Annotated in this window: 8 protein-coding genes; 4 read left to right on the forward strand and 4 right to left on the reverse strand. The window is 33.4% G+C overall.

The window, feature by feature from the left end; all coding sequences use genetic code 11:
- The first annotated feature begins 59 nt into the window (after positions 1-59).
- Positions 60-911 (forward strand): PPK2 family polyphosphate kinase, encoded by an 852-nt coding sequence (locus tag ACYX4H_RS09730; RefSeq protein ID WP_476236061.1) that lies wholly within the window; start codon positions 60-62, stop codon positions 909-911.
- Positions 904-1470: a hypothetical protein gene (locus ACYX4H_RS09735; RefSeq protein ID WP_476236062.1), complete on the forward strand. Its 567-nt coding sequence runs from the start codon at positions 904-906 to the stop codon at positions 1468-1470. The genes ACYX4H_RS09730 and ACYX4H_RS09735 overlap by 8 nt, the downstream gene beginning before the upstream one ends.
- On the opposite strand, the gene ACYX4H_RS09740 is transcribed toward ACYX4H_RS09735, so the two are convergent.
- Entirely contained in the window at positions 1471-2652 is a 1182-nt protein-coding gene (locus tag ACYX4H_RS09740) for an acetyltransferase domain-containing protein (protein ID WP_476236063.1), read from the reverse strand. It lies immediately after the preceding gene.
- A gap of 91 nt (positions 2653-2743) precedes the next feature.
- Positions 2744-3979: a diaminopimelate decarboxylase gene (lysA, locus tag ACYX4H_RS09745; protein ID WP_476236064.1), complete on the reverse strand. Its 1236-nt coding sequence runs from the start codon at positions 3977-3979 to the stop codon at positions 2744-2746.
- A 188-nt stretch (positions 3980-4167) separates the two neighbouring features.
- On the opposite strand from lysA, the gene sucC reads away from it, so the two are divergent.
- Together sucC and ACYX4H_RS09755 are read left to right on the forward strand one after the other, a co-directional pair.
- Positions 4168-5358 (forward strand): ADP-forming succinate--CoA ligase subunit beta, encoded by a 1191-nt coding sequence (gene sucC / locus ACYX4H_RS09750; RefSeq protein ID WP_475294229.1) that lies wholly within the window; start codon positions 4168-4170, stop codon positions 5356-5358.
- A gap of 410 nt (positions 5359-5768) precedes the next feature.
- A complete protein-coding gene (locus ACYX4H_RS09755; protein WP_475294228.1) occupies positions 5769-6179 on the forward strand; it encodes a TerB family tellurite resistance protein in 411 nt (136 codons plus the stop codon).
- A gap of 65 nt (positions 6180-6244) precedes the next feature.
- Here the strand turns inward: ACYX4H_RS09755 and uvrB are convergent, their stop codons facing one another.
- Positions 6245-8248: an excinuclease ABC subunit UvrB gene (gene uvrB, locus ACYX4H_RS09760; RefSeq protein ID WP_476236065.1), complete on the reverse strand. Its 2004-nt coding sequence runs from the start codon at positions 8246-8248 to the stop codon at positions 6245-6247.
- Between the two features lie 28 nt (positions 8249-8276).
- The gene (locus ACYX4H_RS09765) at positions 8277-14021 is read right to left on the reverse strand and encodes a T9SS type B sorting domain-containing protein (protein ID WP_476236066.1); all 5745 of its coding nucleotides are present in this window, start codon (positions 14019-14021) and stop codon (positions 8277-8279) included.
- Positions 14022-14105 lie beyond the last annotated feature (84 nt).

Raw genomic sequence — 14105 nt, forward strand, 5'->3', positions numbered from 1 at the left:
CTTGCATTTCATCGAAATTATGGTTTTACTATATTTATAAAGAATTTAAACGTTAATTTATGGAAGCATACAAGGTAACTTCAAACGTTACATTAAATAATAGACCAACTAAAGTAGTAATTGATGATGCAGAAAAAGAACTTAGAAAGGTTAGAAAAAAATTAGGTAAATTACAAGATACACTTTATGCGCACGGTAAATATGCTGTTTTAGTGTGTTTGCAAGGTATGGATACCGCCGGAAAAGATAGCTTAATACGCGAAGTTTTTAAAGATTTTAATGCTCGTGGTGTAGTGGTACACAGTTTTAAAACGCCCACTAGTTTAGAGCTTAAACATGATTATTTGTGGCGCCATTACATTGCCTTACCTGCTAGAGGTAAATTTGGGGTTTTTAACCGTACGCATTATGAAAATGTGTTGGTTACAAAAGTGCACCCAGAATATATTTTAGGTGAAAATATACCGCATATTAATAGTGTTGATGATATTGATGAAAATTTTTGGGATACCCGCTTTCAACAGATAAATGATTTTGAAAAACACATAGCGCAAAATGGTACTATTATTTTTAAATTCTTTTTACACCTATCAAAAAGTGAACAAAAACACCGGTTGTTAAGGCGTTTAAATAAACCCGAAAAAAATTGGAAGTTCTCACCCGGAGATTTGGAAGAACGTAAACTATGGGATCACTACCAAGAGTGTTATGAAACCGCAATTAACAAAACATCTAAACCACATGCGCCATGGTACACAATTCCTGCCGATGATAAACCAACAGCAAGACTAATAGTAGCGCAAACGTTATTAGATACCTTAAAAACTTATACCGATATTAAAGAACCCGAAATTGGTGATGATGTTAAAAACAATATTGAATATTACAAACAACAATTACAAAATGAATAAACATATATTACTGTTTTTAATAGCGCTTTTTTTTATTGGTACAACGAGTTTTTCGCAAAGCGAAAAACAAAAATTACCGTTTTATGAAATAGATGATTATCCTGAAACTTACAATGCTAATTTATTAGTAGCACGAATGATTGATGGTTTAGGTTTTAGGTATTATTGGGCTACACAAGGTTTAACAACAGCCGATTTGCTTTATAAACCAAGTGAAAGTGGCAGAACTACGCAGGAAACAATTGTTCATTTATACGGACTTTCAAAATTTATAAGAAATAGTGTTTTAGAAGATAATAAAGATGAAACTGAAATTACTTCAGATTTTGAAGCATTACGAAAACAAACACTGCACAATTTAAAAATAGTATCTCATGTGTTTAAAAATGCTAAAGAGCCGTTTAAGTTTGAAGAAATTTCAGTGCCTTTTTGGAATATTATTAATGGCCCAATTGCCGATGCTTTGTGGCATTGCGGACAAGTAGTTATGTTGCGTAGAGCTTCTGGAAATCCGTTTAATTCTAAAGTAAGCGTTTTTAGCGGTAAAGTTAGAGAGTAATTATAAATAACTTAACCACCATTTTTGTTTGTTATTAGCTTTGTAAATCATATATTTTTTACTTGGAAAATAAAGAAGAGCAATTACGGCAACCCAAACCAAGTAAACCACAAATAATGAGTAGCCATAGTTAGCTAATTTAGCATTCATAAAAACATCTTTAGTTAAAATCATGTCCTGCCAATTTCCGCCAAAAATAATGATGCCAAAAATAGCCAACACGTGAATTAATAAAACGTGTAAGAAGTAATAAAATAGTGGTACACGGCCAAATACTAACAGAAAATTAGTTGTCTTGTTTTTTATGTTTTCAATAGCATATAAAAATAAAATAGCTGGCCCCATTGTAATAAGTAAATAGGCTAATGATGGCGGATATTTAGTGACTTTAAAAAACGACATTATTGTTTTGGCTGTAGTGTTTTGCGTGGTCCATGGTGTTAAATCACCATAAACGTTTAATCCGCGTAATATGAAGAATGCTATAATTGCCGAAAATCCAATTATTACTAAATATTTTTTTCTAAGTTTTGGGTTAAAATTCGTTTTATATAACGTACCAAAACAATAGCCTAAACTTATTAAACCAAACCACGGAATTATAGGATATGCAAAGGCGTAAAACCTGTTTCCAATTAATAAAAATTGCTGTTGGTGCAAAATGTACCAAACAATAGACTTAAAACTACTGCCTTCTGTAGTAATGCCATCTAAGGCATTATGCCCAATAACCAAAATAGCACCTATGACTAATATGTATTTAATAGGTAAATACACTGTTACAGATAATAAAATCATGCATAAACCAATAGCCCAAATTACTTGTAGAATTATAAAACCATAAGTAACATCAAACTTCCAAAGAAAATTATTTACAAAAACAGCTAGAAAAATAAGCCAAAAACCACGTGTAATTAAAAATTTAAATAATTGATTTTTGGTTTTCTTTTGTCCGTACAAAAAAGCCGAAGTTCCAGCTAAAAAAATAAAAATGGGTGCGCAATAATGGGTTATAAACCTGGTGAAAAACAGAAAGGGCGTTGTGGTTTCTAAATTTGTGGGGTCGGAAAAAAAAGAGCCATAATGAAAATAATCTCTAACATGGTCTAAGGCCATAATTACCATTACTAAGCCTCTTAAAATATCTATAGATTCAATTCTATATGTCTTTAGTTTTTCCATATAATTAATTTATCTATTGAAATATAGTGTTTTATAAATAAAAAATGCCCAACAAACGTTGAGCAATTTTTAACTAAGATTTAAACATGATTTATTTAACCAATTCTTTTTTATTATTTGGCGCAAAATCTACTTCAATTTGATTTCGCGTAATATCTTCAAACGTTTCTCTTTTTCTAATTAAATGTGCTTTGTTATTGTACCATAAAACTTCGGCTGGTCTTAACCTTGAGTTGTAGTTGCTTGCCATAGAAAAACAATAAGCACCTGCATTTTTAAAACAAAGTATATCACTTTCATTAATTTCATTGATACGGCGGTTGCTACCAAAGGTATCGGTTTCACAAATGTAACCAACAACAGTGTAAAAACGTTCTTTTCCGTTAGGGTTAGAAATATTTACAATATCATGGTGAGACCCGTAAAACATTGGGCGAATTAAGTGGTTTAAACCAGAATCTATTTGAGCAAAAACTGTTGAGGTTGTTTGCTTAACTGCGTTAACTTTTACTAAAAAGCTTCCGGCTTCACTAACTAAAAATTTACCAGGTTCAAAAGCTAAGGTTAAATCTTTACCATATTCTTTACAGAAATCATTAAACCTTGCGCCTAATTTTTTACCTAATTCTTCAATATTAGTTTCAATATCACCTGCTTTATAGGGTACTTTAAAGCCTGAGCCAAAATCAATAAAATCTAAATTTTTAAATTGTTTGGCAGTTTCAAATAAAATTTCGCTAGCGTATAAAAATACTTCAATATCTAAAATATCACTACCGGTATGCATATGAATACCGTTAATAGTCATTTTAGTATTTTCAACTATGCGTAAAATATGTGGTATTTGGTGAATAGAAATTCCGAATTTAGAATCTATATGCCCTACAGAAATGTTGCTATTTCCGCCAGCCATAACATGCGGGTTTATACGAATACAAACCGGTGTTTTAGGGTATTTAGTACCAAATTGTTCTAATATTGAAAGGTTATCAATATTAATTTTTACACCAAGTTTTGCAGCAGCTTCAATTTCATCTAAAGAAACACCATTTGGTGTGTAAATAATTTGATCTGGGCTAAAACCGGCAGCCAAACCTAATTTTACTTCTTGTATAGAAACGGTATCAATGCCAGAACCTAAGCTGTTTAAAAGTTTTAAAATAGAAATGTTTGATAGTGCTTTTACCGCATAACTAATTTTTAAACTTTTAACACTTTTAAATGCGTTTGTAAGCCTTTTGTACTGATTTTCAATTTTTTCAGCATCATAAACATACACTGGGCTACCAAAATCTTGCGCTATTTTAAGCAATTGATTTTCCGTCATAATTCTAAATTTTTGCCAAAGATATTTTATTCAACCGAAAAAAAAATAAATAACTAAAAAATTAGTAAAATTAAACATTGTGTTAATTATTTAACATGTTAAAAATAAAATACGTTTTAGTAATCAAATATTAGGGTAAGTTATAGCTATTATTTACATTTGCTTTTCTTAAAAACATTGAGCAAATTATGAATCTACACGAATATCAAGGCAAAGAGATTTTAAGCAGTTTTGGCGTACGTATCCAACGTGGTATAGTTGCCCAAAATGCTCAGGAAGCAGTAACTGCAGCTAAACAATTAACCGATGAAACCGGAACCAGTTGGCACGTAATAAAAGCACAAGTGCATGCTGGCGGGCGTGGTAAAGGTGGCGGTGTAAAACTTGCTAAAAATTTAGAAGAAGTTGAAGCATTAGCTGGCCAAATAATAGGCATGAACCTAATTACACCACAAACATCTGCCGAAGGAAAAAAAGTACACCAAGTATTAGTTGCTGAAGATGTTTATTATCCAGGAGAAAGCGAAACAGAAGAGTATTACATGTCTGTTTTATTAAATAGAGGAACCGGTAGAAACATGATTATGTATTCTACAGAAGGAGGAATGGATATTGAAACAGTTGCCGAAGAAACACCACATTTAATTTTTACTGAAGAAGTTGATCCTGCTGTTGGTTTATTGCCATTTCAAGCAAGACGTATAGCCTTTAATTTAGGTTTAAGCGGTACTGCTTTTAAAGAAATGACCAAATTTGTTATGGCTCTTTATACAGCTTATGTAAAATCTGATTCTTCTTTATTTGAAATAAATCCAGTATTAAAAACTAGCGACGATAAAATTCTAGCGGTTGATGCCAAAGTAACTATTGATGATAACGCACTATATCGCCATAAAGACTATGAAGCTTTAAGAGATTTACGTGAAGAAAACCCAATAGAAGTTGAAGCTAAAGAAGTTGGTTTAAACTATGTAGATTTAGATGGTAACGTAGGTTGTATGGTTAACGGTGCTGGTTTAGCAATGGGAACTATGGATTTAATTAAACAAGCTGGCGGAGAACCTGCTAACTTTTTAGATGTTGGTGGAACTGCCGATGCTGCACGTGTTGAAGCGGCGTTTAAAATAATATTAAAAGACCCTGCAGTAAAAGCTATTTTAATAAACATTTTTGGAGGTATTGTACGTTGTGATCGTGTGGCACAAGGTGTTATTGATGCTTACAAAAATATGGGTAACATTGAAGTACCAATTATTGTACGTTTACAAGGAACAAATGCAGATATAGCCAAAGAATTAATTGATAACTCAGGTTTAGCGGTTTTAAGTGCTACAGAGTTTCAAGAAGCTGCAGATAAAGTACAAGAAGTTTTAGCATAAGCAACAAACTTTTTAAAAAATATGACAAAAAGAGCAATTGTATAAGTTGCTCTTTTTTTATGTATGCATTTCATCGATTTTTAATTTTAAGCGTCTCTAAATTGACGTTTTACGGGAATACCGTAGAGTCCTTTTTTTTAAATACACAATATTTTCTGTTTTAAGGTATTGTTAATTGTTGTAATGTGTTGGTATTCAATTGTTTGTTGCATGTAAAAAGTATTGTGGTTACTAAAGCTTGTTTATGTTTAAGTACTTATTTTGTAGATGAGTAGTTTAGGTGTTTAGTTGAAACTTATAAAATACACGATTAACAGTATGTTGTTTTTCGATAAGCTACAACATAAATTGGATAACAACTTTATTCTTATTCTTAAATTTATATTGTAATTAATTAATCCCTACAGAAAATGATAAATAGAGTTGAAAAATTAAGTCTGCTCTCCGAAATGATTGCTTTTGCAAAGTATGACAAGGATATACAAGAATTAGAATATAATTTTTTACTAGGTGTAGCTAAGCAATTAGATATTTCAAGAGAAGATTTTGAGTATTTAATAGAACACCCAATAAACTATACGCATTTAAAATCACATAGTGAGCGCATTGTACAGTTTCACAGATTAGTGTTACTAATGAATATAGAACAGGAGGAAGGTGAAGAAACCAGAAAAGGTGTAATAAAACTATATAATTTTGGTTTACGCATGGGTTTAAGCCATGAGTCTATATCAAAAGTGTTATACTTAATGGAAAGTTTTCCTAATAAAATTGTACCACCAGATGTATTAATAGATATTTTTAAAACACAGTATAATTAAAAAATCTGCTAAGTATTTTAATTATATTTTAAAACTAAAGATTGGTTTTTAAAAAAGCTAAAAGGTTACACTTTTAGCTTTTCTAGTTTTTCTTGGTAAGCTTTTATTTCATCGCGTAGTTTAGCAGCCACAATAAAATCTAAAGCTTTGGCGGCCGCTTCCATTTGTTTTCGCTTTTCTTTTATTTTTTTCTCTAATTGAGGTTTACTTAAATATTCACTTTCTGGTTCTGCTGCTTTAAGAGCATCCATTTCATATTTATAAGTGCTAACAGAGTTTTTAGCCAACACATTATCTAAACTTTTATTTAAAGCTCTTGGTTTTACGTTGTTTTTAGTATTGTATGCAATTTGTTTTTCGCGCCTGTAGTTTGTTTCATCAATGGTTTTTTGCATACTATTTGTAATTTTATCTGCATACATAATAGCTTTACCGTTAATGTTTCTAGCAGCTCTACCAACAGTTTGGGTTAAAGATCTTGTTGAACGTAAAAAACCTTCTTTATCAGCATCTAAAATGGCTACTAAAGAAACTTCAGGTAAATCTAAACCTTCACGCAAAAGGTTTACACCAACTAAAACATCAAATAGGCCTTTGCGTAAATCTTGCATAATTTCTACACGTTCTAAGGTATCAACATCACTGTGTATGTAACGGCATCTAATTTGAATGCGTTCTAAATATTTAGTTAATTCTTCGGCCATGCGTTTGGTGAGTGTTGTTACCAGTGTACGCTCATCTTTTTCAACACGTTGCTGAATTTCTTCAATTAAGTCATCAATTTGGTTTAGGCTAGGCCTAACTTCAATTATGGGGTCTAATAAGCCGGTTGGTCTTATAACTTGTTCTACATAAATACCTTCGGTTTTTTGCAACTCATAATCAGCGGGTGTTGCAGATACGTAGATAACTTGATTTTGAAGCGCTTCAAACTCTTCAAATTTTAACGGACGATTATCCATTGCAGCTGGTAGCCTAAAACCATATTCAACTAAATTTTCTTTTCGGCTTCTATCGCCACCATACATGGCATGCACTTGCGAGATGGTTACATGGCTTTCATCAACAACCATTAAATAATCATCAGGAAAATAGTCTAATAAGCAGAAAGGACGGGTTCCGGGAGCACGACCATCAAGATAGCGTGAGTAGTTTTCTATACCAGAACAATACCCAAGTTCACGAATCATTTCTAAATCAAACTCTGTACGTTCTTTTAGGCGTTTTGCTTCTAAATGTTTGCCAATTTCTTTAAAATAATCGTGTTGTTTTACTAAATCATCCTGAATATCTTTTATGGCATTTTGAAGTACTTCAGGTGATGTTACAAACATATTTGCCGGATAAATATTTAAACGGTCATATTTTTCTAAAACTTGATTTGTTTGTATGTCAAAGGCTTCAATTTCTTCAATTTCATCACCAAAAAAGTGTATTCTAAACGCATTATCTGCGTAACTAGGAAAAATATCTACAGTATCACCTTTTATTCTGAAATTTCCGTGGTTAAAATCGCTTTCGGTTCTAGAGTATAAACTTTGTACTAAGCGGTGCAATAGTTTGGTTCTAGAAATTTCTTGATCACGTTCTATTGAAATTACATTTTTTTGAAATTCTATGGGGTTACCAATACCGTATAAACATGACACTGATGCTACCACTAAAACATCACGCCTGCCCGAAAGTAGTGATGATGTGGTGCTTAATCGCATTTTTTCAATTTCTTCGTTTATAGAAAGATCTTTTTCAATGTATACACCCGAAACCGGTATGTAAGCTTCCGGTTGGTAATAATCATAATAAGAAACAAAATACTCAACGGCATTGTTTGGGAAAAACTGTTTAAACTCAGAGTATAACTGTGCTGCCAAAGTTTTGTTATGAGCCAAAACTAGGGTGGGGCGCTGCACTTCTTGTATAACATTGGCAACGGTAAATGTTTTACCAGAACCAGTTACACCTAAAAGCGTTTGGTATTTGTCTTTATTTAATATGCCATCCTTTAATTGTTTAATGGCAGATGGTTGATCTCCTGTTGGAGCAAATTCAGATTCAATTTTAAATTGCATAATACAAAATTACGCAAAATAACTGTGCTTATCGTTTTAAAGTAAAATGACCTGAAAAAACTCTGCCATCTTCTAAAAATACTTTAAACCAATAATCATCGGTTGGTAAGATATTGCCTCTAGAGGTGCCATCCCAACCTTCTTCAAGTGTTGAGATTTGTTTTAAAAGCTTGCCGTATCTATCAAAAATTAAAATAGTACTATTGTTTTGAAAGGTGTCATTAACGCCAATAATTTTCCACTCGTCATTAAAACCATCATTATTTGGTGTGAAAAATTTCATGTAACCAAGTACCGAAATATCTAAAGTTATATATCCGCAACCATTTTTATCATTCACATAAATGGTATAAAAACCAGGTTTTACATTATTAAATTCTGGTTGATCTTGGTAAACTAAAATTGATGAACCTGTTTCAACTAAAGCAAATTCATAATTACCTTGGCCTAAATTTGAGGTATTTATTGTAACGCTATTATTATTTTCTGTAAAGTCTATAATTGAAACATCACTTTTAGTAATGGTTGCTAATTCTGAGGCATTTACAAAAATATCTCTAGTTCTGCTACAGCCTGTACCATCGGTTTTTGTTAGCGTAACATGGTAAGTTCCCGGAGTTGAAACCTCAATGGTTGGTGTGGTTTGTGGCAATAATTGGTTGTTTATTGTGCCGTCTAAACTGGTCCAACGCCATTCGTAAGTGAAGGTTTCAGTTATGTTGGCTTCAATAGGATCTAAAATAACAGTAAATGCAGGGTTTGAAGTACAAACAATAAGCGGAGAGTCTACTAAAAAGTCTGGTAATGGGTTTACAGTAAGTTGTATAGTTGTAGCGCTAAAGCAGCTAGTGTTTACAGGGTTTACAACTCTAGCAGCAATAGTTTGGCTACCCGAAATTAATGGATTTGGTAATGTTGGACTATTGGTTATAAAAACACCGTTTTCATCTTCATAATCAAAAAATATGTTCATGTTGGTTTGAGTGCCTAAAATAACACTGGCAAAACCCGATGTGTCAAAAGCATAAAGCCCGTCATAATCAAAATCGCCTGCAGAACCATCACAAACGGTAATTGGTGCAATAGGGTCTGCAATTACGGGTTGTACATCAACAATAAAATCTATTGTAGTTTCATCAAAACAAGCGCCATCAGGATCTTGTGTTGCGTTGTTTGTTACACGAACTGTTATGGTTTGTGTTTCGGTTAAAAAGAAAGGTTGAATTGGGCTTGTTACTGTTGAGCCATCACTGTACTGTAACGGATTTCCAGAGGCGTCAAAATAAGATATGGTTACACTGGCAGGGTCTTGTCCGTTTAGTATTTCTGCTTCAAGATTTGAGGTGTCAAATGGATGATTTATAACAGTATCTGTGGTATCAAAATCGCATGCTCTATTAAAAACAACAGGGTTTGCCACGGGTAATGTTTCAACAATTAAAAGGTTTGTAAGTTCTTCTAAACCTAAGCAATTATTGCCTAAATTACTTTTAACACGCACCCAAATGGTTTGCATGTTGGGTGAAATTGTGTTTTGGTGGTTAGAAATATCTGCAATTTCATTAATTTCTAATTCTGCATCTTGTTGTGATTCATAAAAATGAACAGTTACGTTAAATGTTGAGAATATGGTGTTTGAGATATAGTCTCTAATTTGTGAAAAATCAAATGTTGCAATACCGTCTCTATCATCAACGCCATCATCACATTGATAAATTGAATTAGGGTTGTAGGTGCTTAAAGCTACACTAGACGGACTTACATTTAATGTTAGCGGTACTGCCCTGAAACAACCATTGGGGTTTTCAACTCTAATCCAAACGGTTTCAGGTGTAAATCCTGGTGCATCTTGGTAGCTTTCAGGTGTAGTAATAGGGTTTGTTGCGTTTTGCGCATCGGTTTGATTTGTGAAGTATGAAAATGTTAAATTTTCGACTACATGATTTGGGTTTATTTCATTTTTAATGCTTTCTAAAGTTAAATTGAAAAACGCTTGACCATCATTTGAAGCATCATCACATTGTGTGTAAGGGTTTGGTGTGTTTGCGTTTGGTAACTCATAAACTTCAACATTAAAAGTAGTATCAGTAAAGCATGCTATATTGGCATTATTGGTAACCCTAATGAAAATGGTTTGGCTATTGGGCGTCATGTTGTTATAACTGTTAGGATTTGTAATTTCAACAAAATGTCCGGCATCTATAAAATAGGTTACAGTAAAATCTGTTGCACTTTGACCATTTAAAATTTCGGTTTCTCTTTGTGTTAAATCGAAGGTTTTTAAGCCATCAGCATCTGTGCCAACAGAAGTATCATCACATTCTTGAAGTGGTGAAACATTAAGTGATGGAAACGCACTTTCATATACTTCTAAATTAAAACTGCTTGTAGCAAAACAATTTACATTGCTATTGTTTTCAACACGAGCATAAATAGTAGTGTTTCCGCTTTCAAACGGACTTGAAATGGCGTTTGTATTAGTATCTGCATCTGCTTGCGTTTCATGATATGTAATTGTAAAGTTTGGGTTTGTGTTAATACTGTTGTTTTGCAACGTTAAATCAAAAGGCATAGTACCGTTATTATCATCATCGCACAATTGCATATTGGCGGCTGTATTGGCCACAGGAAGTTGGCTTACAGTTATAGTTATATTGGTTGTGTAAATACCACAACTATTACCAGTTCTGTTTAAAAACGCTCTAAAAATATAGTTATTTATAGTTAAGGGCGCATTGGTAATATTTAAATTGAATGTACTTACGCCAGAAAATGTAGCGTTGTTAACTAAGGCATTCCAAGTGGTACCATTATCGGTTGAGAACTCCCATTGAATAGTTTCGGCATCAGCAGAAACTAATGGAATTGTGAAGTTTGAATTTTCACAAATTACAGCAGCCGATAAGTGATTGTCAATAGTAATAGGAGCAAAGTCTAAATAATCAGCATTTGGTAATGTATAACCATCTGATGCGCTTGTAACCAATCCGTTAGTGTTAACAGTTACGGCAACGTCTCCTAAAAAATCGTCGTTATTAGCATCAGAAAAGCCAGCTTCAATAACATCGCTACAACCATCACCATCACTATCGTCATCAATGTATGAAAATATGGTATCTGCATCAAAATCATCTAAAGTATAACCAATGGTATTGCTATCGGGTGAAGTTTCGGCAGCATCTGCCCAACCATTAATGCCGTATGTTGGACCATCTTCAACACCATCTAAATTAGTATCAGATAGCGTGCCTAATTGGCCTGTTTCAATTAAATCTGAAATACCATCGTTATCACTATCTAAATCGTAAAAATCCATAACACCATCATTATCGGTGTCAATAGGAGCCGGGAAAAAGTCAAAAACATCATCAAGACCGTCATTATTAGCATCGTTTCCAGATAGTGTTACAATAGAGCCAGAGCGTTCAATAATGTCAGGAATTCCGTCATTATCACTATCTAAATCTAAAGCATCAATAACACCATCATTATCGTTATCATTTTTAAAACAAGTAAGCGAAATATTTGCAGCAAACGTAGAAGCTGTATTTATATTTTGAAGTTGATGTTTGAAAGTAAAACCGTTAACACTATTGGCAAAAAATTGAAAAGGTGTATTGCCATTTGGTGAAGGGTTTATTCTGAAATGAATTTCAGAGCCCGAAAGTTGTGTAACCCCCGTTTCAAAAAGGCCATCAAAATTTGAATCTATTAAAAGACGATTGTCAGGATCTACAATGGTTATATTTTTATTGGCTGGTGCTATGCTTACAATAAATATTTCACCATCGGTTGGTGTGTTTGTTATTGAAGATTCTGTGAGTTTAACATTAACAGGTTCAGTGAAATTTAGGGTGTAATTACCTTCGGCATTGGCAGCATTACCAACAGTGCTTGTAAAATTACCAGCGTTATCACCTATAAGCATGTTGGTATTGCCTGAGCTGCTTGTGCTTGTATAAGTGCCATTGGCAATACTATTGTTTGTTGTATTGTCTTGAAATACTAAAATAGGATTGTTGGTGTTTTGAATGTTTAGTGTTACATTACCTCTAGACTCTACGCAGTTTTCAATACCATCGTTATCATTATCAATATCTAAATTGTCAATAATGCCATCATTATCAACATCATCAGGACAAATACTTACAGGTACTTCAACCGACTCTAAAATATCACCTGTACATGTTATTTCACCAATAAGTTTGTATTTTCCGGGTACTGTTGGTGTAATTGTTGGCACGTTAGATGATACTATTTGAAAGCCAGAACCATCATCAAACCACCATTCAAAACTATCAAAACTTTGTGTGTTTGCAGCTTCTAAAGTAATGTTTGGTATACAATTACCAAGGGTTGCAAATTGGGCATCAAAATTAATTTCTGGGTTTGTTGGAAAACCAGAATAAAAACTGCCCGAAGTGGCAGCGCCATTTACATTAAAGTAGGCAACGTACAGTTCATCATCTCCTTGTACAGATACATTACCTGTTAACCCTGTTACTTTATAGGTAACATAATCTGGCTTACCGGTAACTGCACTTGGACCAATTGTTGAAAAATTTGATAGCGGTAAATTATTTACTGTAACTGTTGCGCCCGCTTTTGTTACTATTGATACACCACCACTAAAATTGATGTTTCCAATATCATCAATATTAGCAATATTGTTAATGTTACCTCTTGTTTCACAGCTTAACGGCGGCACAAAAAACATGCCTTGGTTAGCTTCATTAGAAGCGCCAATACCTTGATACATAAAGGTATCGTTTGAAGTTTCTACGTATAAATTATCATTTGCGGTAAAGTTATTACCTTCAATTACATAATATTCGCCAGCATTAATTGTGGCAATTGGTGCATTACCATTTATGCTTATGGATGTGTTGTTGGTATGCGCTACAACCAAAACATTTTCATAAGCGTTTAAACCATCACCTTTTACAAATATGTACTCATTTCCAATTTTTGATAAACCAGCAATTTGGTCAATACCATAATCACGTCCGCCTCCGGCATCAAAACTTCCGTTTGTAGATCCGCAATTAACCACAATAGGTTTATCGGCAGTTACAAGGCAACCAATTAAACCGTCCATTAGGTTGTTTGCAGTAGGGCCATTTTCAAAAACATTAATAGCTAAAACATAACTTTCACCTTCATTTAAATTAATGTTTACAGGTAAAGTGCCCGTGTAGTTTTTTATAATAATTCCTGCCGGAAGATCATCAAAAGTAACGTTTGTGTCATCTTCAGTAGCCATAACAGAAGCAAAACTTAGGTAGTTATCTTGCGGGTTGGCGCTTGTGTATGTTCCTATTCTAAAAGTAGTGTCGGGTGCAGAGAGTCCTTTACTAACTAATGCACCTGCTTGCGCGCCACCACCAGCGCTCATTCTAATAGAGACATAAATTGGTGCTTCAGCTTCAATGATATAGCCTTTATTATTAAATACCGTACTTGTGGTGTTTGAAGCCACGAACAGTTGTGTTAAACCATTGCCAATGTTAACTGTTTGCGGATTAGCGTTTGATACGGTTCCTGAAATATGACTTGTAGTTGGTTGCCCTACAGGAATTATGGTGTATGGTACTAAAGAGTTTGTTGGTGTTGAAATGTAAATGAACTGCCCTTCAGGGTTTGCATTTCCAAATGCAGCACTTGTTAGTGGCGGAATATAATGCGTTTTACTTAATTGCGAATATGTATGTGAAGTACAAAACAGCACTAGTAAAATTAGCAAGTTTCTTAACAAAATAGAGCTTTGTTGCATTATAAATATGGTGGTTTAGTTGTTGATTGTTAACTAGTTTTATAAAAAAACTAACGTCTAAAATAAACGATTTAATTTATTTTA

The organism is Seonamhaeicola sp. ABD4_340, from assembly GCF_056312135.1.

What these genes read in the sequence shown, in the direction of transcription:
- ACYX4H_RS09730 (WP_476236061.1), top strand. Translation starts at nt 60, where the DNA reads ATGGAAGCATACAAGGTAACTTCAAACGTTACATTAAATAATAGACCA.
- ACYX4H_RS09735 (WP_476236062.1), top strand. Translation starts at nt 904, where the DNA reads ATGAATAAACATATATTACTGTTTTTAATAGCGCTTTTTTTTATTGGT.
- ACYX4H_RS09740 (WP_476236063.1), bottom strand. Translation starts at nt 2,652, where the DNA reads ATGGAAAAACTAAAGACATATAGAATTGAATCTATAGATATTTTAAGA.
- lysA (WP_476236064.1), bottom strand. Translation starts at nt 3,979, where the DNA reads ATGACGGAAAATCAATTGCTTAAAATAGCGCAAGATTTTGGTAGCCCA.
- sucC (WP_475294229.1), top strand. Translation starts at nt 4,168, where the DNA reads ATGAATCTACACGAATATCAAGGCAAAGAGATTTTAAGCAGTTTTGGC.
- ACYX4H_RS09755 (WP_475294228.1), top strand. Translation starts at nt 5,769, where the DNA reads ATGATAAATAGAGTTGAAAAATTAAGTCTGCTCTCCGAAATGATTGCT.
- uvrB (WP_476236065.1), bottom strand. Translation starts at nt 8,248, where the DNA reads ATGCAATTTAAAATTGAATCTGAATTTGCTCCAACAGGAGATCAACCA.
- ACYX4H_RS09765 (WP_476236066.1), bottom strand. Translation starts at nt 14,021, where the DNA reads ATGCAACAAAGCTCTATTTTGTTAAGAAACTTGCTAATTTTACTAGTG.